Here is an 18,614-nt window from a genome sequence, read left to right as displayed (position 1 = left end):
TGTAACAGCCGGCCCACGGATCTCTTACCTCTCTCTCAACTATTGAGTGCCTGATCACCCGTCGGCATACTGCGTATTCCGGGGGGTGTACGCCCATGCGTACGAGACCACCCCCGGCCGGGTGAACGGGGAATTCGCCCGGTACTTCTGCAAGGGGGAAACTTGCGCAGACAAGTGAAAAGGGCGTGCGCGGCCACGGTCGCCACAGCAGCAGCCGTGGCCCTGGCGGCGGGTATGACCAGCCCGGCGTCGGCGAACGGCGAGCAGACGACCGCAGCCGCCAAGCAGGCGTCGGTCACCGCCAAGCACCGCATCACACTGATCACGGGTGACCGGGTCGTCCTGGACGCCAAGGGCCGTGTCGTCGGCCTGGAGCGGGCCAAGGGACGCGAGGACATTCCCGTCCAGATCCGCAAGCTCGACGGCCACACGCTGGTGATCCCGGCCGACGCGGCCCGCCTGGTCGCCACCGGCAAGCTCGACCAGCGGCTCTTCGACGTCACCGAGCTCAACAAGTCCGCGACGCGCAAGGCCCAGAAGAGGGGCCTGAAGGTCATCGTCGGCTATCAGGGCAGCGCCGCGGCCACCAAGGCCGACGTGCGCGACGCGGGCCGGCTGAGCCACTCCCTGAAGACCGTGAACGCGGACGCGGTGCAGACGCCGAAGGAGGACGCGCCCGAGCTGTGGGACGCGGTCACCAACGGCGACAAGACCGCCTCCGGCATCGCGCACGTCTGGCTCGACGGCGTCCGCAAGGCCAGCCTCGACAAGTCCGTCCCGCAGATCGGCGCCCCCAAGGCATGGGCGGCCGGCTACGACGGCAAGGGCGTGAAGATCGCCGTCCTGGACACCGGTGTGGACGCCACCCACCCCGACCTCAAGGGCCAGGTGATCGGCGCCAAGAACTTCACCACCTCGCCCGACACGAGCGACAAGGTCGGCCACGGCACGCACGTCGCCTCCATCGCGGCCGGTACCGGCGCGAAGTCCGGCGGCAAGTACAAGGGCGTCGCCCCCGGCGCGAAGATCATCAACGGCAAGGTGCTCGACGACGGCGGATTCGGCAGCGACTCCGAGGTCCTCGCCGGCATCGAGTGGGCCGCCGCCGAGGGCGCCGACGTCGTCAACATGAGCCTGGGCGGCGGCGACACGCCCGCGATCGACCCGCTGGAAGCGGCGGTGAACAAGCTGTCCGAGGAGAAGGGCATCCTGTTCGCCATCGCGGCCGGCAACGAGGGCGACTTCGGCGAGCAGACCATCGGCTCCCCGGGCAGCGCCGCCGCGGCCCTGACCGTCGGCGCCGTCGACGACAAGGACGTGCTGGCCGACTTCTCCAGCCGTGGCCCCGGCATGGACGGCGCCCTCAAGCCCGACGTGACCGCGCCCGGCGTGGACATCACCGCGGCCTCCGCCCCCGGCAACCAGATAGCCGCCGAGGTCGGCGAGAAGCCGGCCGGCTATATGACGATCTCCGGTACGTCGATGGCCACCCCGCACGTCGCGGGCGCCGCGGCGCTGCTGAAGCAGCAGCACCCGGAGTGGAAGTACCCCGAGCTGAAGGGCGCCCTCACCGGCTCCACGAAGGGCGGCAAGTACACGCCGTTCCAGCAGGGTTCGGGCCGTATCCAGGTCGACAAGGCCATCAAGCAGTCCGTGATCGCCAACCCGTCCTCGGTGAGCTTCGGCGTCCAGCAGTGGCCGCACACCGACGACAAGCCGGTCACCAAGGAACTGACGTACCGCAACCTCGGTACCAAGCCCGTCACGCTGAAGCTGACGTCGACCGCCACCAACCCGAAGGGCCAGGCCGCCCCGGCCGGCTTCTTCAAGCTCGGCGCCACCTCGGTGACCGTCCCGGCCGGCGGCAAGGCCACCGTCCCGTTCACCGTGAACACCAAGCTGGGCGGCACGGTCGACGGCGCCTACGCGTCGTACGTGACGGCGACGGGCGGCGGTCAGACCGTCCGCACGGCCGCCGCCGTGCAGCGCGAGGTCGAGTCGTACGACGTCACGCTGAAGTTCGTCGGCCGTGACGGCAAGCCCACCAAGAACTACAGCGCCGACCTGGCCGCCGTCTCGGGCCTGGGCGAGGGCAAGTTCTTCATGCCGTACGACGAGGACGGCACCGTCACCACCCGTGTGCCCAAGGGCGGTTACGTCCTCAACACGAACGTCTTCGTGGGCGACGACCCGGAGAAGTTCCAGGGCGCCGACTGGCTGGCCCAGCCCAAGCTGAACGTCACCAAGAAGACGACGGTCACGCTGGACGCCCGCAAGGCCAAGCCGGTGAACATCACCGTGCCGGACAAGGCCGTCAAGTCGGAGTTCGCCTACTCCGACTACACGGTGGAGACGAAGGACTCCAGCTACGGCTTCGGCTGGATGCTCGACTCCTTCGCCGACATCCGCACCGCGCACGTCGGCCCGCAGATCACCGACGGTTCGGTGACCCAGCAGTGGGACGGCCACTGGTCCAAGGGTGCCAAGGAGCAGTACGACGTCACCGGCGGCGGCAAGGTCAAGCAGCTCGCCACCGGCTACACCAAGCACTACAAGGCGAGCGAGCTCGCCACGGTGAAGGCGGGCCTCGGCGCCGCGGCGAAGGGCAAGAAGGGCGCGATCAGCGCCGTGGGCTGGCTGCCGGGGAGCAGCGGCGCCTCCTCGATCGGCATCGAGCAGTCCCTGCCCGGCACGCGGACGCTGCACCTGTCCACCACGGGCGGCGTGCAGTGGGGGCTCGACTTCAACCAGTACGGCGGTGTGGACGAGGAGGGCTTCCCGGTCGACGAGGCCGCCTACTCGCTGGGCACGCAGAAGTACGCCGCCGGCAAGACCTACTCGGAGACCGTCAACACGGCCGTCTTCGGACCGCGCCTCGACGGCGACTTCGGCATCTTCCGTGAGGGCGACCAGCTCTTCGGCTCCCTGCCGCTGTTCGCGGACGGCAAGCGCAACGTGGGTTACTCGACCTTCTCCGCGGTCGACACGACGCTGTACCGCAACGGCAAGAAGGTCGGCAGCAACGACGACCCGCTGTTCGGCGAGAAGCAGTTCAAGGTCCCGGCGGGCGACGCCGAGTACAAGCTGACGACGTCGGTCAAGCGCAGCGTCAAGGTCGCGGCGGCCTCCACCCGCATCGACGCGAGCTGGACGTTCCGCTCCAAGAAGACCACCGACCTCAAGCAGCTGCCCGCCTCCACGGCCCGCTTCAACGCGGCCACGGGCCTGGACAGCAAGGTCCCGGCGGGCAAGACGGTCAGCATCCCGGTCACCGTCGAGGGCGCGGCCAAGGGCAGCAACCTGAAGTCGCTGTCGGTGTACGTGTCGTACGACTACGGCAAGACCTGGAAGAAGCTCACCGTCAAGAAGGGCAAGGTCAGCTTCAAGAACCCGGCGAAGGGGAAGGCCATCTCCTTCCACGCCAAGATCGCCGACAGGAAGGGCAACAAGTCGACGATCTCGATCTACAACGCGTACTACGGCAAGTGAGCCACCGCCCTGCGCCGCAGGGTGAGCTGTAGCGCTTGTCAGTGAGCGGCCCGTCGGAAGCCTCGGCTTCCGGCGGGCCGTTCCCGTTCACTGAGCCGGTGTACCGGTCCCCGCCCGGGTCGCGTCCGCGCCCCAGCTCGCCAGCAGCCGCAGCGCCTCCGCCGACGGCGAGCCCGGTTCCGCGTGGTACGTGATCAGGGACTGCTCGGGCTCGTCGACCAGGCGGAACGTCTCGAAGGACAGGGCCAGGTCGCCGACGAGCGGGTGCCGCATCCGCTTGACGCCGTAGCTCTTCTCCTTGACGTCGTGCGCGGCCCACAGCCGGCGGAACTCCTCGCTCTTCACGGAGAGCTCGCCCACCAGGGCGGACAGCTTCGGGTCGTCCGGATGGCAGCCCGCGTCCAGGCGCAGATAGCCGACGATGTCGGAGGCCTTCTGGTCCCACTCGACGAACAGCTCGCGGTAGTCGGGCCTGAGGAACACCAGCCGCGCCCAGTTCCGCTCCGGCGCCGGCAGCTCCGCCCAGTCGCCGAAGAGGGCAGCGGCCATCCGGTTCCAGGCCAGGATGTCCGAGCGGCGCCCGACGACGTACGCCGGGACGGTGTCGATCGAGCCCAGCAGATGCCGCAGCGCCGGCCGTACCTGCTGGGCCCGCGCCGTCTGCTTCTTCTTGTGCTGCTTCGGCTTGGCCAGGTGCGTCAGGTGGGCGTGCTCGGCTCCGGTCAGCCGCAGGGCGCGCGCGATCGCGTCCAGCACCTCCGCCGAGACGTTGCGCCCGTTGCCCTGCTCCAGCCGTGTGTAGTACGCCACGGACACCCCGGCCAGCTGTGCCAGCTCCTCACGACGCAGCCCCGGAACCCGACGCCGTCCGAAGTCGGGCAGCCCCACGTCCTCCGGCTTCAGCCGGGCGCGCCGGGTGCGCAGGAACTCACTGAGCTCGGCACGCCGGTCCAGGCCCCCGCCGGTCTCAGGTGCGGGCTCCTGTACGGGTTCGGGCTGTTCGTCCATGCCCTCCAGTATTCACGGTCGTACGCACACGAGCCTGACCCCGCCAGTGGTACGCACGCTGTGCGTACGCAAAACCGTGGTCTGGGTAGACCCTCGCGGGTCTGGCACGGTGGTGATCGTGCCCGGTCGGAACATCAGAAGGCAGCCGGGCACGGAACCCTGCTAGGAGAACCCCCGGCATGACCACTGTTGCTGCGTACGCCGTCCCCGCGCCCAAGGCTCCGCTGGAGCGCACCACCATCGAGCGCCGCGAGGTCGGCGAGTACGACGTCCTGATCGACATCAAGTTCGCCGGAATCTGCCACTCCGACATCCACCAGGCCCAGGAGGGCTGGGGTGAGGGCATCTTCCCGATGGTCCCCGGCCACGAGATCGCCGGTGTCGTCTCCGAGGTCGGCCCGGGCGTCACGAAGTTCGCCGTCGGCGACCGCGTGGGCGTCGGCTGCATGGTCGACTCCTGCCGCGAGTGCGAGAACTGCAAGGCCGGACGCGAGCAGTACTGCGTCAAGGGCAACATCCCGACGTACAACGGCATAGGCAAGGACGGCGAGCCCACCTACGGCGGCTACTCGCAGAAGGTCGTCGTCGACGAGAACTTCACCGTCCGCATCCCCGACCGTCTCTCCCTCGACGTCGCCGCGCCGCTGCTGTGCGCCGGCATCACGCTCTACTCCCCGCTCAAGCGCTTCGGCGCCGGTCCCGGCAAGAAGGTCGCGATCGTCGGCCTGGGCGGCCTCGGCCACATGGGTGTGAAGATCGCGCACGCGCTGGGCGCCGAGGTGACCGTGCTGTCGCAGTCCCTGCGCAAGCGGGAGGACGGCCTGAAGCTGGGCGCGGACCACTACTACGCCACCAGCGACCCGAAGACCTTCGAGGAGCTGGCCGGCACCTTCGACCTGATCGTCTCCACGGTCTCGGCGCCGCTGGACTTCAACGCCTACCTCTCGCTGCTGAAGACCGAGGGCACGCTGGCCAACGTCGGCGCCCCCGAGGAGCCCATCGCCCTCAACCTCTTCTCGGTGATCGGCGGCGGCAAGACCCTCGCCGGCTCCATGATCGGCGGCATCGCGGAGACCCAGGAGATGCTGGACTTCTGCGCCGAGCACGGCCTCGGTGCCGAGATCGAGCTGATCCGCGGTGACCAGATCAACGAGGCGTACGACCGGGTGGTCGCCAGCGACGTGCGCTACCGGTTCGTGATCGACACCGCCACCATCTGACACCGACGGCTTTCGCCGAGACCGACGGCTTCACACCCGCCCCGAGGGCCACGGCAGCGCGCCGGGGCCCTCAGGGCGTTCGTCATGCACGAGGAGGTGCCCGCGGGGTACCCGTGGGGGAGTGCACCAGGGGGTTCGCCAGGTACCTCAGGGGAGGCCCGCCATGACCGTGCAGCTGAACCACACCATCGTCGCCGCGCGCGACAAGCGCGTCTCGGCCCGGTTCCTCGCCGACATCCTGGGGCTGGACGTGAGTCCGCCCTACGGCCCGTTCCTCCCTGTCGAGATCTCCAACGGCGTGACGCTCGACTACATGGACAGCCCCGGCGCCATCACGTCGCAGCACTACGCCTTCCTCGTCTCGGAGGACGAGTTCGACCAGATCTTCGCCCGGATCCAGGAGGCCGGTCTGAGGTACTGGGCGGATCCGTTCCACAGCCGTCCCGGCGAGATCAACCACAACGACGGCGGCCGCGGCGCGTATTTCGACGACCCCGACGGCCACCGTCTGGAGATCATCACGCGGCCGTACGGCAGCGGCGGCTGAGCCCTCGCCCCCGGCTCGTCACATCTTCGCGTCGCCCCGCGTCATACCGGCGAAGGCGACATCAGAAGGCGAAGAGCTGGGAGCAGTCATGACATCACCGATCCTGGTCACTGGCGGCACGGGCACTCTGGGCGGCCACGTCCTGCCGCTGCTGCGCGCGTCCGGCCACGACGTGCGGGTCCTCACCCGGCAGGCCCGTCCCGCCACGGACGGCGTCGAGTACGTCACCGGCGACCTGCTGGAGGGCGAGGGCGTCGAGGCCGCCGTCGACGGCGTGGCGACCGTGCTGCACCTGGCGGGCGGCCCCAAGGGTGACGACGAGGCCACCCGCACCCTGGTGCGCGCCGCGTCCCGGGCCGGCGTACGGCACTTTCTCTACATCTCGGTCATCGGCGCGGACCGGGTCCCCCTGGCCTGGATGCGGACGAAGCTGGAGTCGGAGCGGGCCGTCTCCGATTCCGGCATCCCCTGGACGACGCTGCGCGCGGCCCAGTTCCACGATCTGGCGCTGACCATGGTCGAGAAGATGGCGAAGCTGCCGGTCTTCCCGGTGCCCGGTGGCCTCCGGCTCCAGCCGGTGGACTCGCGGGAGGTCGCCGCCCGTCTCGCGGAACTGACCCTCGGCGCTCCGTCCGGCCTCGTCGCGGACATGACGGGACCGGACGTCCACGACCTCGCGTCCCTGGCCCGCCCCTACCTCCGCCTGCGCGGCCGGCGCCGCCCGATGCTGCCGGTGCGGATCCCCGGGAAGGCGGGGCGGGCGTACCGGGCGGGGGCGAACCTGACGCTGGAGGGGGCGGAGGCGGGGAAGCGGACCTGGGAGGAGTTTCTACGGGAGAGGCTCGGCTAGTTCCTGCGGGAGCACTGCGTCACCCGGAGCGGCTCGGCCGGTCCTGGTCGCCGAAGGTCCACACGGCACGGGACCCCGGGCCGACGACGAGGGCCGAGTGGCCGATCCGCTCCTCGTGCCGGTAGGACACCGGCCTGTTCAGCGACATCTCGACCTGCCGCAGACCCACCTGGTCGAGCGGCACGGCGTCGAACCGCAGGGTGGTGCCGCCGCCCTGCGCGAGGGCGCCCCCGCCGGGCAGGGACCGTACGGTGTACCCGCCGGCCTTCAGCAGCGGCACCGTGTTGGCGAGGTCCCGGGCGGTCACCGCGAGCCGGATGCCGGTCACGTCCCGCATCAGGTGGTCGCGGTAGCCGTCGGACAGGTAGCGCTCCCGGCCCACGTCACCGGGGTGCGCGGCGGGCTCGGTGTTGCCGCGCGGGTCGGCGAAGTACTCCGGCCGGTACTCCATGCCCCAGGTGCCGAAGAGGTCGTACTGGTCGGTGGTGAAGACGGCGTCGAACCAGGGCACCGGGACGCCGTCGCCGAAGTCCCGGGTCTGCCGGAACTCGACGGGGTCGCTGATCCCCAGTTCGCGCAGCCGCGTGACGACCTTCGCCAGGTCGCCCTCCCTCTCGGTCGAGACGCCCATGCCGGTGGAGCCGAGGGTGCCGTCCTTGCCGGGGAGGTCACCGGTCCCGAACAGCTCGATGTACGTCTCGCGGCCCATCAGATAGCGGCCGGTCCAGGTCTGCCCGCCGGCACCGGTCGTGGTGCGGACCTGGAAGTTGGCGAAGTCCCTCAGGAAGGCGGAGTGCTCGATGGCGTCCGCGGTCTCCCGGTCGAGCACGCCGTAGGCGTGGTTGTAGAAGAGGAGCTGCCGCCCGCCGTCCTCGGCCTGCGCGGAGCTCACCCCGCCCTGGACCGCCCCCGCGAGGGCCAGGGCGATGACCATGATCATCTGTAATGCTCGTCTGACCGTCATGCGCAGGAGCGTAGAGCGGGAGGAAGCGCTTCCGCTGGGGATCGCGGCCTTTGTCGGGAGCTCCTGGTCGGGGACCCCTGGCTCTTGGTCAGGGGCTCTTGGTGAGTGGCCCCTGGGCGGGGGGCTCCTGGGCGGGGGACTCCTGGCCAGGGGGCTCCTGTCCGCCCATGTCGAGGCGGAACGGGGGGTACCGGTCGGTCATCAGCGCGGCGTACGCGGTCACCCGGGCGCACCAGCGGGCGAGGCCGATCAGGAAGTCGAACAGGTGCCGCGGATAGCGGGCGGTGAACAGCAGGACGACCACCGCGACCAGCGAGAGGAACGGCATCAGTCCGCTGCCCCGCCAGCCGTCGCCGTCCCCGTCGCCCCAGCCCCACCCCCAGCCACCGCCCACGAACATCGCGACGACGATGTACTGCGGGATCGCCAGCAGCCACCACTTCACCAGCACCAGTCCGCGCGAGAGCCGCTCGGGGTGGGCGACGTCGAAGCGGGCCGGATAATCGGGCACGTCGGACAGGGTGAACGGCGGGTACCGGTCGGTGCCGAGCGCGGTGTGGGCGTAGTAGGTGACCCGCCAGTTCCACCGCAGCACGCCGACGTTGAAGTCGAAGAGGGCACGGGGGTACCGGGCGGTGAAGAGGATGGCGAAGAACGCGACGAAGCTGACGAGGACGAACGCGATCCAGAGGAAGCACAGCACGATGTAGTGCGGGATGGCGAGCAGCCACTTCACCAGCCACAGCCAGCGGGACAACCGGGCGTCGAGGGACGCCTCCAGACGTACGGGCGACGCGGTGACAGGAATCATGGGGCGGAACTCCCTTCGCTTGCAGGCTCGCAAGCGAGAAGGAGCCCCGCGACCTGGGCGGGGCCGTTCGCGCGTCCGGGGCAGTCCGGGCGTCCGGGGCCGCCCGGACGTCCGCGACCGTTCGCGCGTCCGGGCCCGTTACGACGCTACGGGGGCGGCGCTGTCCGCTTCGTCGGTGCCGTCCGGTTCCTGAGGCGGGTCGGTGAGCTGTTCGCGCACGTAGTTCCAGACCACCGCGATCAGCGCGGCGACCGGGACGGCCAGCAGACTGCCCACGATGCCGGCCAGGCTGCCGCCCAGCGTCACCGCCAGCAGCACCACGGCCGCGTGCAGGCCGAGCCCCCGGCTCTGGATCATGGGCTGGAACACATTGCCCTCGAGCTGCTGCACCACGACGATGATGGCCAGCACGATCAGCGCGTCCGTCAGACCGTTGGAGACGAGCGCGATGAGGACCGCGACGAAACCCGCGAACAGGGCGCCGATGATCGGCACGAACGCCGACACGAAGGTCAGCACCGCCAGCGGGAGCACCAGCGGTACGCCGAGGATCCACAGGCCCAGGCCGATCAGGACGGCGTCCAGCAGGCCGACGGCCGCCTGGGAGCGCACGAAGGCGCCCAGCGTGTTCCAGCCGCGCTCGAACACGGTCGGGACGTCGGCGGCGAGCCGACCGGGCAGCTGACGGGAGAGCCACGGCAGGAAGCGCGGGCCGTCCTTGAGGAAGAAGAACATCAGGAAGAGGGCGAGAACGGCGGTGACCAGGCCGTTCACCACGGTGCTCACGCCTGTGACGACAGCGCCGACCATGCTGCCGAGACCCTCCTGGGCGCGGGCGACCGCGGTGTCGAAGGCCTTGTTGATCTGGGCGTCACCGATGTTCAGCGGTGGCCCGGCGGCCCACTCGCGCATCTTCTGGATGCCCTCGACCACGCCGTCGGTCAGCTGACCGGACTGGGACGCCACGGGCACGGCGATCAACGCCACGACACCCGCGGAGACCAGCAGGAACAGCACGGTCACGACCGACGCGGCGAGCGCGGGAGGCCACCCGCGGCGACGCAGGACACGGGCCGCGGGCCAGGTCAGCGTGGTCAGCAGCAATCCGACGACGAGCGGCCAGACAACCGACCACATACGACCAAGCAGCCACAGGGCCACTGCCAGCATCACCAGCACCAGCAGCAACTCTGCGGACACTCGGGCCGATATCCGGAGCGCGTCACGGGTCTTCGTGGAACTCAAGGGCGCAGTCACGGAGGCACCCTATTGCCAGCGCGCCCCATGGGTTCCAGTGGTGCCGCTGTTCACTCGTGTCGCGCAGTCAGTGGCCGGCGCTCACCCGTCGGCCTTGGCCACGCCGATCGGGCAGGACACGCCCGTCCCGCCGATGCCGCAGTAACCCGCCGGGTTCTTGTCCAGGTACTGCTGGTGGTAGCCCTCCGCCGGGTAGAACGGGCGGTCCTCCGCCGGGACGATCTCCGTGGTGATGTCGCCGTAGCCGGAGGCGGCGAGGACCTTCTGGTAGGACTCGCGGGAGGACTTGGCGGTGGCCGCCTGCTCGGGGGTGTGGGTGTAGATCGCCGAGCGGTACTGCGTGCCCGCGTCGTTGCCCTGGCGGAAGCCCTGCGTGGGGTCGTGGGACTCCCAGAAGGTCTTCAGAAGGCGCTCGTACGAGATCAGCTTCGGGTCGTAGACCACGCGGACGACTTCCGTGTGACCCGTCAGGCCCGAGCAGACCTCCTCGTACGTGGGGTTCTCCGTGTAGCCGCCCTGGTAACCGACCAGGGTCGTCCACACCCCTGCCGGCAGCTGCCAGAACTTGCGCTCGGCGCCCCAGAAACAGCCCAGGCCGAAGTCGGCGCTCTCCAGACCCTCCGGGTACGGGCCGAGCAGCGGGTTGCCGAGGACGGTGTGGCGGTCGGGGACCGTGAACGCCGGCTCCGAGCGGCCGGGCAGCGCCTGCTCGGGGGTCGGCAGCTGGGACGTACGGCTGTGCAGGAACATGCGGTCTCCAATCGGCGCGACACCCACGCGGGGCGACGCCACGTTCAACGTGCCGGGGCCGGAGGGAATTCCGGCCGGGGCCGCACTTCGGATCGGCGGGGGGCCGCGCCTCGGGCGGTGGCGGCGGAGCGGGTGTCTCGCGCGGAGGGGGCGGGTGTTTCGGGTGGGGCCGCGTCTCAGTGCGGCAGGCTCGCCGGGCTGCCGCCGTTCGCCTCGTAGCCTGCTACGGCCAGGGCCCGGTACACCGCGAACTCCGCGGCCGGGTCGGCGGACAGGGTCCAGGGCAGGGCGCCGACATGGCCGTCGATGTGCACCAGCTGGTTCATGGCCTCCGACCAGCGCTCGCTGCGGACCAGGAAGAAGACCAGCATGTGCCGTACGTGCGCCAGCATCGGGTCGTCGGGGCGGGCCGAGTGCACCGCGTGCAGCGCGCCGTGGACCGCCTTCGAGACGACCTCGGTCTGCCAGAAGCTGCTGACCAGGGTCACCTCGGGGAGGTGCTCGAACACCGCGAAGAGGGGCATCGCCGCCAGGAGGGAGCCCCGGGGCGCGCGGGCCGCCGCGGCCTCCGCGAACTCGTACGCCAGCTCACGCGAGCCGTGCCACTTCTCGCACCAGTAGTGCAGCGCGGCCAGGTGCGCTCCCATGTGGGCCGGGGCCCGGTCCAGGATCCTCAGCCAGACCTGCTCGAACTCCTTCTGGGAGTAGTTCAGCCCGCGGGCCACCGACAGCTCGACGATGTACGGGATCGGGTCCCCGGGGGCCAGCAGCGCCGCCTCGCCGCACGCCGCCTTCGCCTCCTCCATGATGATCCGGAACTCGTCCGTCCCGGGCGTCGCCGTACGCCACGCCTGCTGCACCAGGAACTCGGCGTGCACCGCGGCCCCGCCCGCGTCCTTGGGCGCCTCGGCCCGCCACACCCGCAGCCACTGCCCGCCCGGCGCCTCGCCCACCCCGCCGGGCCGCTGGGAGAGCTCCAGCGAGGCGGCACCCGCGAAGGCCTGCACACGCTGCCAGCGCTGCTCGCCCTCCGCCTCCGTGCCCGCGAGGAGCTGCTGCGCCGCGCGGTAGTCCTGCGTGCGCTGCACCACGTCCAGGACGTCCAGCAGGTCCTGGTCGGGGCCGGGCATACGGATGTCCAGCTCCTCCTCGCGGACGAAGCCGTAGTTCGCCGGGTCCGCGGCGTCCGGGTGGTCGGGCGAGACCAGCCCGATCGCGGCCCCGCGCCTGCGCCGCAGGAAGGGAAGCAGCACGAAGCCCAGCATGACCAGTGCGATCAGGACCCAGAGAATCTCCATGCAACAAGCGAACCAGACCGCGCCGACAATTGGCCAACCTGGTCCCCGACTCTGTGGAAAACCCGGCCGAGCCGCCCCCGTCACCCTGTGGAAAACCCCGCCCCGGGGCCCGCCGCCTCCTCGCCCGGCACTCAGCGCGTCGGCGCACTACCCTCGGTGCCCATGAGCGACAGGCATATCAGTCAGCACTTCGAGACGCTCGCGATCCACGCGGGCAACACCGCCGACCCCCTGACCGGCGCGGTCGTCCCGCCGATCTACCAGGTGTCGACCTACAAGCAGGACGGCGTCGGCGGCCTGCGCGGCGGCTACGAGTACAGCCGCAGCGCCAACCCGACCAGGACGGCGCTGGAGGAGAACCTCGCCGCCCTGGAGGGCGGCCGCCGCGGTCTCGCGTTCGCGTCCGGGCTGGCGGCCGAGGACTGCCTGCTGCGCACGCTGCTCAGCCCCGGCGACCACGTGGTCATCCCCAACGACGCCTACGGCGGCACCTTCCGACTGTTCGCCAAGGTCGTCGCCCGCTGGGGCGTGGAGTGGTCGGTCGCCGACACCAGCGACCCGGCCGCCGTACGGGCCGCCATCACCCCGAAGACCAAGGTCGTCTGGGTGGAGACCCCTTCCAACCCGCTCCTCGGCATCACGGACATCGCCGCCGTCGCTCAGGTCGCCCGGGACGCGGGCGCCCGCCTCGTCGTCGACAACACCTTCGCCACGCCCTACCTCCAGCAGCCGCTCTCGCTCGGCGCGGACGTCGTCGTGCACTCGCTGACCAAGTACATGGGCGGTCACTCGGACGTCGTCGGCGGCGCGCTGATCACCGACGACCCGGACCTGGGCGAGGAACTGGCCTTCCACCAGAACGCGATGGGCGCGGTCGCCGGGCCCTTCGACTCCTGGCTGGTGCTGCGCGGCACCAAGACGCTCGCGGTGCGCATGGACCGGCACAGCGAGAACGCCGCCAAGGTCGCCGACATGCTCACCCGGCACGCGCGCGTGACGAGCGTCCTGTACCCGGGCCTGCCGGAGCACCCCGGTCACGAGGTCGCCGCCAAGCAGATGAAGTCGTTCGGCGGCATGGTCTCCTTCCGCGTGACGGGCGGCGAGGAGGCTGCCGTCGAGGTCTGCAACCGCGCCAAGGTGTTCACGCTGGGCGAGTCCCTGGGCGGCGTCGAATCGCTGATCGAGCACCCCGGCCGGATGACGCACGCCTCCGTGGCGGGCTCGCTCCTTGAGGTGCCCGGCGACCTGGTGCGGCTGTCCGTCGGCATCGAGAACGCCGACGATCTGCTGGAAGACCTTCAGCAGGCGCTCGGCTAGGAACCCGGCGGGGTCACCAGCTGGTGAGGGGTGGAGTCGTGTCCGACGGCGGCTCCACCCACGGGCGGGCCGTCAGCGCCCACACCGCGAACGCCACGGCCGCCGCGAACATCAGCAGCCACACCAGGCGTCGCGCGACCAGCCTGCGCCGCAGCATCCGGGCGCCCCGGCGCACCGCCTCCGCGTGGATCTCGGGCGGCACCGACCGCGACGACGCCTGCTCCAGCAGCCGCCGGGCGGCCGCCTCGCGGTTCTTCCCGCTCATACCCGCCTCCGTTCGCCGGAAGGGCGCTCGCCGTGACCGGGCTCGCCGGGAGGCTTCCGGTCCGCAGCGCTCATGACGGCACCGCCTTCGGAGCCACCGGTGCCGGTGCCGGTCCTCGCGAGCGGTGCAGCAGGGTCGTCGTAGCCCGGTGGCAGATGACCCGTACGCGCTCCGCGGACAGGCCGAGCAGGGCCGCCGTCTGCTCCTCGGCGACGCCTTCGTAGAGCCTGAGCACCAGGATCAGCCGCTCCTGCGGGGTGAGCGGGGCCAGGGGACTCGCCGGGTGCGGCCGGGAGCGGCCGAGACCGCCGTGGTGGTGCCACGCGCCGCGTGCGAAGCGGGTGGCCAGGTACTGCCGCGTGCGGTCGTACGGGTCCTCGCCGCGCAGCCGGTCCCAGCACGCGTACGTGTGCGCCAGCGACAGGGTCAGCAGGCGTCGCGCGCGGGGGTTGTCGTCCGGGGCCTCCGCGGTGAGCAGGGTCGCGGCGTGCAGCAGCCGCCCGGCCGCGCCCGCGACGAACGCCTCGAACTCCCGGTCTCGCCGGGTCGCCTGGGACGCATGCCGTTGTCGCACCGCGCCTCCCGCCCGACGGCGACCCGAAGATGCGGGCCCGGCCGGGTACGGGCGCGACGGCCGCGTACGACGGAGACCCGGTCTCATATCAGGCCAGGGGTGGCCCCGCGGTCAAGAGCCGCGCACAGGCTCGGGACGGCGGATGACCCGGACGGCGCGGGCGGCCCCGCGGTCAGGAGCCCCGCTCGGGCCCGGCCGGCCGCCACCATCACCACACGAGCTCGCGCCCGCCCTTCCCTCCACCACGCGCGCGTGGCGGGCACGCGTCGTTCCGGCGCCCCCGGAGAGCGAACGGCCCGTCGTGTGTTTGTGACGTCGTGCGTCCGCGATGCCGTGAGTCTGTGATGTCGTGCGACTGTGCTGTCGTGCCTGTCTTACGACGGCGACTGCGCCTCCGGCCCCGGCAGCCCCGACACCGCCATCCGGGCGGACAGCGCGCTGTTGAAGCGCGTGAGCAGCGAGCAGAACGCCTCGCGCTCCTCCGGCTCCCAGTCCCCGGTCAGCTCGGCCATCAACTGCCGCCGGGACGAGCGCACTTCCTCCAGCCGCGCCTGCCCGCGCGGGGACAGCTGGAGCACCACCGCACGCCCGTCCTCGGGGTGCGACGTGCGCTTGACCAGACCGGTGTCGACGAGCGGAGCCACCTGCCGGGTGACCGTCGAGGAGTCGATCCCCATGCTCGCGGCGAGCGCCTTGACGCCCATCGGGCCTTCCTTGTCGAGACGGTTGAGCAGCAGGTACGCGGCGCGGTCCATGGAGTTGCGCACCTGCCCGACCCCGCCGAGCCGGGTCTGTTCGGCACGGCGGGCGAACACCGCCACCTCGTGCTGGAGGGTTTCGAGAAGACCGGTGTCACCGACGGTCGTCATGTCCATCGACATTTCAGGTGTTGTGGGCATGGCCGGGGGCTCACTTCGTGGAGGGCTGGCTGATTGGGGGACAGGGTACGCGGCCGGGGCGCGGGCCGTACCGGCGCTGCGCAAAGCGGGTCTCGGAGGTTGGTCACAACGGCCGTTCCCGCCCGTGAACTGCGATGCTGGTGTCATGAGCTACAGCACGGCTGACTCCTTGCGACCCGTCACCCTCGACGACGTGCGCGGCGCCCAGAAGATGCTCTCGGGCGTGGCGCGGGTGACCGCGATGGAGGGCAGCAGGCACCTGTCCCAGCTGGTCGGCGCGCCGGTGCACCTCAAGTGCGAGAACCTCCAGCGGACGGGTTCGTTCAAGCTGCGCGGCGCCTACGTCCGGATCGCGGGTCTGCTGCCCGAGGAGCGCGCCGCCGGTGTCGTCGCCGCGAGCGCCGGCAACCACGCGCAGGGCGTCGCCCTGGCGTCCGCGCTGCTCGGCGTGCGCTCGACGGTGTTCATGCCGCAGGGCGCCCCGCTGCCCAAGGTCAGCGCCACCCGGGACTACGGGGCCGAGGTGCGGCTGCACGGCCAGGTGGTCGACGAGACGCTGGCCGCCGCACAGGAGTACGCGGCCGAGACGGGCGCGGTGTTCATCCACCCCTTCGACCACTCCGACATCATCGCGGGCCAGGGCACGGTCGGCCTGGAGATCCTGGAGCAGTGCCCGGAGGCGCGCACGATCGTCGTCGGCATCGGCGGGGGCGGGCTGGCCGCCGGGATCGCGGTGTCGGTGAAGGCCCTGCGGCCCGACCTGAAGATCATCGGCGTCCAGGCGGAGGGCGCGGCGGCCTATCCGCCCTCGCTGGCGGCGGGCCGGCCCGTCTCGGTCGAGAATCCGGCGACGATGGCAGACGGCATCAAGGTCGGGCGGCCCGGCGACGTGCCGTTCGGGATCGTCGGCGAGCTGGTCGACGAAGTGCGGACGGTCAGCGAGGACGAGCTGTCCGCCGCGCTGCTGCTGTGCCTGGAGCGGGCCAAGCTGGTCGTGGAGCCGGCCGGGGCGAGCCCGGTCGCGGCGCTGCTGAGCCGGCCCGGCTCCTTCGAGGGGCCGGTCGTCGCGGTGCTGTCCGGCGGCAACGTCGACCCGGTGCTGATGCAGCGGGTGCTGCGGCACGGCATGGCCGCGCAGGGCCGCTACCTGGCCGTCCGGCTGCGGCTGACGGACCGTCCCGGCGCTCTTGCCACACTTCTGGGCGTGTTGTCAGTGGTCGACGCTAACGTCCTCGATGTGAGCCACGTACGAACCGACCCACGGCTCGGGCTCACGGAGGCGGAGGTCGAGCTGCACCTGGAGACGAAGGGCCCGGCGCACTGCGCCGAGGTGGGCCAGGCGCTGCGCGAGGCGGGTTACACGGTCATGGGCTGACCGCCTCCGGAGCCTGGTTCAAGATCCCTTCGGCGCATGAACCCAGCGCGGGAAATCTCGTTGTGAGACGCGATACATCGCGTTATGGTGTGTTCGTGCGAAGCGTGACCCACCTGTCCGGTGATCCCCGAAGACGTGGAGACTCATATGCCAGGCGCCATCTATGCCGAAGGTCTCGTCAAGACCTTCGGTGACGTAAGGGCCTTGGACGGCGTCGACCTCGACGTGCCCGAGGGCACGGTCCTGGGCCTGCTCGGGCCGAACGGCGCGGGGAAGACGACCACCGTCCGCTGCCTGACCACCCTGCTGCGCCCCGACAGCGGGCGGGCGGTCGTCGCGGGCATCGACGTGCTCGAACAGCCCGACGCCGTCCGCCGCTCCATCGGCCTGTCCGGCCAGTTCGCGGCCGTCGACGAGTACCTGACCGGCCGCGAGAACCTCCAGATGGTCGGCCAGCTCTACCAGATGAGGGCCAAGGCGGCGAAGGAGCGCGCGGCCGAACTGCTGGAGCAGTTCCACCTCGCGGACGCGGCCGACCGCCCCACCAAGACCTACTCCGGAGGCATGCGCCGCCGGCTCGACCTCGCGGCGGCCCTCGTCGTCTCGCCGCCCGTGATGTTCATGGACGAGCCGACGACCGGCCTCGACCCCCGCAACCGCCAGCAGCTGTGGGAGGTCATCAAGCAACTGGTCTCCGGCGGCACGACGCTGCTGCTGACCACGCAGTACCTGGAAGAGGCCGACCACCTGGCGCACGACATCGCGGTGGTCGACCACGGCCGGGTCATCGCCAAGGGCACCTCCGACCAGCTCAAGGCCCGCACCGGCGGCGAGCGCGTCGAGGTCGTGGTGCACGAGCGCGAACACATCCAGGCCGCCGCCGAGGTGCTCGCCGGCTTCGGCAAGGGCGACACCACGGTCGAGGACCACATGCGCAAGCTCACCGCGCCGGTGACCGGCGGCGCCAAACTCCTCGCCGAGGTCATCCGCGAACTGGACACCCGGGGCATCGAGATCGACGACATCGGCCTGCGCCGGCCGACCCTCGACGACGTCTTCCTGTCGCTGACGGGTCACGTGGCCGAGGCGAAGAACGAGGAGAACGACAAGGAGGCCGCGAAGTGAGCGCCGTCACCGACACCGTGCGGGTCGCGCCGGCCGCGAACCCGGTCAGCCAGTCCATCCGCGACTCGTTGGTCGTCGCGAAACGCAACCTGATCCGCATGTCCCGGATCCCGGAGATGATCATCTACGGGCTGATCCAGCCGATCATGTTCGTGGTGCTGTTCACCTACGTCTTCGGCGGTTCCATGCAGATCGGCAGCAGCACCAGCGCCGTCGACTACAAGAACTTCCTGATGGCGGGCATCTTCGCGCAGACCGTCACATTCGCCACCGCCAGCTCCGGCGCCGGTATCGCCGACGACATGCACAAGGGCCTCATCGACCGCTTCCGCTCCCTGCCCATGGCACGCGGCGCGGTCCTCACCGGGCGCACCCTCGCCGACTCCGTGCAGACGGCCCTCACCCTGGTCGTCCTCGCGGTCGTCGCCCTAATGGTCGGCTGGCGCGTCGGGTCGGACGGCGACACCAACGCCGGCAAGGTGCTCGGGGCCTTCGGCCTGCTGCTCCTGCTCGGCTACGCGTTCACCTGGATCGGCGCCCTGATCGGCATGTCCGTCCGGACCCCGGAGGCGGCCACGTCCAGCGGGCTGATCTGGCTCTTCCCGGTCACGTTCATCTCCAACGCGTTCGTGGACACCAGCCACATGACCCCGTGGCTGCGTCACATCGCCGAGTGGAACCCCTTCAGCGCCACGGTCCAGGCCTGCCGCGTGCTGTTCGGCAATCCGGGCCAGTCGCAGTCGGACGCCTGGCCCATGCAGCACCCCGTCTGGGCCTCGCTGATCTACTCGATCCTGATCCTGGTCGTCTTCAGGACGCTGGCGGTGCGCAAGTACCGCTCCGCGACGGCATGACAGCGCCCCCG

General features: G+C 70.8%; 17 protein-coding genes. 8 read left to right on the top strand and 9 right to left on the bottom strand.

Annotated elements, in window-relative coordinates; all coding sequences use genetic code 11:
• Positions 1-174 precede the first annotated feature (174 nt).
• Positions 175-3,489 carry a S8 family peptidase gene (locus QC385_RS28605; RefSeq protein ID WP_279544285.1) on the top strand — a complete coding sequence of 1,105 codons (3,315 nt, stop codon included), beginning with the start codon at positions 175-177 and terminating at the stop codon, positions 3,487-3,489.
• Between the two features lie 87 nt (positions 3,490-3,576).
• Here QC385_RS28605 and QC385_RS28600 read toward each other — a convergent pair whose 3' ends face one another.
• The gene (locus QC385_RS28600; RefSeq protein ID WP_279544270.1) at positions 3,577-4,497 is read right to left on the bottom strand and encodes a helix-turn-helix transcriptional regulator; all 921 of its coding nucleotides are present in this window, start codon (positions 4,495-4,497) and stop codon (positions 3,577-3,579) included.
• Positions 4,498-4,676: 179 nt separating this feature from the next.
• On the opposite strand from QC385_RS28600, the gene QC385_RS28595 reads away from it, so the two are divergent.
• From QC385_RS28595 to QC385_RS28585, 3 genes are all read left to right on the top strand, one after another.
• Positions 4,677-5,717 carry an NAD(P)-dependent alcohol dehydrogenase gene (locus QC385_RS28595; protein WP_279544269.1) on the top strand — a complete coding sequence of 347 codons (1,041 nt, stop codon included), beginning with the start codon at positions 4,677-4,679 and terminating at the stop codon, positions 5,715-5,717.
• Positions 5,718-5,880: 163 nt separating this feature from the next.
• Positions 5,881-6,264, top strand: coding sequence for a VOC family protein (locus QC385_RS28590; protein WP_279544268.1), 384 nt, complete (start codon positions 5,881-5,883; stop codon positions 6,262-6,264).
• 88 nt (positions 6,265-6,352) lie between these two features.
• On the top strand, positions 6,353-7,114 hold the full coding sequence (locus tag QC385_RS28585; RefSeq protein ID WP_279544267.1) for an SDR family oxidoreductase: 762 nt from the start codon (positions 6,353-6,355) through the stop codon (positions 7,112-7,114).
• 19 nt (positions 7,115-7,133) lie between these two features.
• Here the strand turns inward: QC385_RS28585 and QC385_RS28580 are convergent, their stop codons facing one another.
• The 5 genes from QC385_RS28580 to QC385_RS28560 all read right to left on the bottom strand — a co-directional run bounded on the left by QC385_RS28580 (position 7,134) and on the right by QC385_RS28560 (position 12,194).
• Positions 7,134-8,054 (bottom strand): DUF5829 family protein, encoded by a 921-nt coding sequence (locus QC385_RS28580; protein WP_279544266.1) that lies wholly within the window; start codon positions 8,052-8,054, stop codon positions 7,134-7,136.
• Between the two features lie 112 nt (positions 8,055-8,166).
• On the bottom strand, positions 8,167-8,889 hold the full coding sequence (locus tag QC385_RS28575) for a DUF4389 domain-containing protein (protein WP_279544265.1): 723 nt from the start codon (positions 8,887-8,889) through the stop codon (positions 8,167-8,169).
• Between the two features lie 138 nt (positions 8,890-9,027).
• A complete protein-coding gene (locus QC385_RS28570; protein WP_279544263.1) occupies positions 9,028-10,146 on the bottom strand; it encodes an AI-2E family transporter in 1,119 nt (372 codons plus the stop codon).
• Positions 10,147-10,227: 81 nt separating this feature from the next.
• Complete coding sequence (gene msrA / locus QC385_RS28565) at positions 10,228-10,896, bottom strand: peptide-methionine (S)-S-oxide reductase MsrA (protein ID WP_279544262.1); 669 nt, start codon at positions 10,894-10,896, stop codon at positions 10,228-10,230.
• A 176-nt stretch (positions 10,897-11,072) separates the two neighbouring features.
• Positions 11,073-12,194 carry a hypothetical protein gene (locus QC385_RS28560; RefSeq protein ID WP_279544261.1) on the bottom strand — a complete coding sequence of 374 codons (1,122 nt, stop codon included), beginning with the start codon at positions 12,192-12,194 and terminating at the stop codon, positions 11,073-11,075.
• Positions 12,195-12,356: 162 nt separating this feature from the next.
• Here QC385_RS28560 and QC385_RS28555 point away from each other — a divergent pair, with 162 nt between their 5' ends.
• Positions 12,357-13,511, top strand: a complete 1,155-nt coding sequence (locus tag QC385_RS28555) for a cystathionine gamma-synthase (RefSeq protein ID WP_279544260.1) — start codon at positions 12,357-12,359, stop codon at positions 13,509-13,511.
• 13 nt (positions 13,512-13,524) lie between these two features.
• Here QC385_RS28555 and QC385_RS28550 read toward each other — a convergent pair whose 3' ends face one another.
• The 3 genes from QC385_RS28550 to QC385_RS28540 form a co-directional block, all read right to left on the bottom strand.
• On the bottom strand, positions 13,525-13,776 hold the full coding sequence (locus QC385_RS28550) for a hypothetical protein (protein WP_279544259.1): 252 nt from the start codon (positions 13,774-13,776) through the stop codon (positions 13,525-13,527).
• Positions 13,777-13,846: 70 nt separating this feature from the next.
• Positions 13,847-14,350, bottom strand: coding sequence for a sigma factor-like helix-turn-helix DNA-binding protein (locus tag QC385_RS28545; protein WP_279544258.1), 504 nt, complete (start codon positions 14,348-14,350; stop codon positions 13,847-13,849).
• Between the two features lie 374 nt (positions 14,351-14,724).
• On the bottom strand, positions 14,725-15,231 hold the full coding sequence (locus tag QC385_RS28540) for a MarR family winged helix-turn-helix transcriptional regulator (RefSeq protein WP_279544284.1): 507 nt from the start codon (positions 15,229-15,231) through the stop codon (positions 14,725-14,727).
• A 163-nt stretch (positions 15,232-15,394) separates the two neighbouring features.
• Between QC385_RS28540 and ilvA the strand changes: the two genes are divergently transcribed.
• The 3 genes from ilvA to QC385_RS28525 all read left to right on the top strand — a co-directional run bounded on the left by ilvA (position 15,395) and on the right by QC385_RS28525 (position 18,603).
• Complete coding sequence (ilvA, locus tag QC385_RS28535; RefSeq protein WP_279544257.1) at positions 15,395-16,624, top strand: threonine ammonia-lyase; 1,230 nt, start codon at positions 15,395-15,397, stop codon at positions 16,622-16,624.
• 147 nt (positions 16,625-16,771) lie between these two features.
• The gene (locus tag QC385_RS28530) at positions 16,772-17,749 is read left to right on the top strand and encodes an ATP-binding cassette domain-containing protein (RefSeq protein WP_279544256.1); all 978 of its coding nucleotides are present in this window, start codon (positions 16,772-16,774) and stop codon (positions 17,747-17,749) included.
• On the top strand, positions 17,746-18,603 hold the full coding sequence (locus tag QC385_RS28525; RefSeq protein WP_279544255.1) for an ABC transporter permease: 858 nt from the start codon (positions 17,746-17,748) through the stop codon (positions 18,601-18,603). Before QC385_RS28530 ends, QC385_RS28525 begins: the two co-directional genes overlap by 4 nt.
• Positions 18,604-18,614 lie beyond the last annotated feature (11 nt).

Source organism: Streptomyces sp. DH10 (genome assembly GCF_029813805.1).
Lineage (GTDB): Bacteria > Actinomycetota > Actinomycetes > Streptomycetales > Streptomycetaceae > Streptomyces > Streptomyces coeruleofuscus.
This window is presented reverse-complemented; position numbering and strand designations above follow the sequence as displayed.

Excerpts from the sequence above, each read along its gene's own strand:
- QC385_RS28600 (WP_279544270.1), bottom strand. The coding sequence starts at position 4,497 with ATGGACGAACAGCCCGAACCCGTACAGGAGCCCGCACCTGAGACCGGC.
- QC385_RS28590 (WP_279544268.1), top strand. The coding sequence starts at position 5,881 with ATGACCGTGCAGCTGAACCACACCATCGTCGCCGCGCGCGACAAGCGC.
- QC385_RS28550 (WP_279544259.1), bottom strand. The coding sequence starts at position 13,776 with ATGAGCGGGAAGAACCGCGAGGCGGCCGCCCGGCGGCTGCTGGAGCAG.
- ilvA (WP_279544257.1), top strand. The coding sequence starts at position 15,395 with ATGAGCTACAGCACGGCTGACTCCTTGCGACCCGTCACCCTCGACGAC.
- QC385_RS28560 (WP_279544261.1), bottom strand. The coding sequence starts at position 12,194 with ATGGAGATTCTCTGGGTCCTGATCGCACTGGTCATGCTGGGCTTCGTG.
- QC385_RS28585 (WP_279544267.1), top strand. The coding sequence starts at position 6,353 with ATGACATCACCGATCCTGGTCACTGGCGGCACGGGCACTCTGGGCGGC.
- msrA (WP_279544262.1), bottom strand. The coding sequence starts at position 10,896 with ATGTTCCTGCACAGCCGTACGTCCCAGCTGCCGACCCCCGAGCAGGCG.
- QC385_RS28540 (WP_279544284.1), bottom strand. The coding sequence starts at position 15,231 with ATGTCGATGGACATGACGACCGTCGGTGACACCGGTCTTCTCGAAACC.
- QC385_RS28580 (WP_279544266.1), bottom strand. The coding sequence starts at position 8,054 with ATGATCATGGTCATCGCCCTGGCCCTCGCGGGGGCGGTCCAGGGCGGG.
- QC385_RS28575 (WP_279544265.1), bottom strand. The coding sequence starts at position 8,889 with ATGATTCCTGTCACCGCGTCGCCCGTACGTCTGGAGGCGTCCCTCGAC.
- QC385_RS28530 (WP_279544256.1), top strand. The coding sequence starts at position 16,772 with ATGCCAGGCGCCATCTATGCCGAAGGTCTCGTCAAGACCTTCGGTGAC.
- QC385_RS28555 (WP_279544260.1), top strand. The coding sequence starts at position 12,357 with ATGAGCGACAGGCATATCAGTCAGCACTTCGAGACGCTCGCGATCCAC.
- QC385_RS28595 (WP_279544269.1), top strand. The coding sequence starts at position 4,677 with ATGACCACTGTTGCTGCGTACGCCGTCCCCGCGCCCAAGGCTCCGCTG.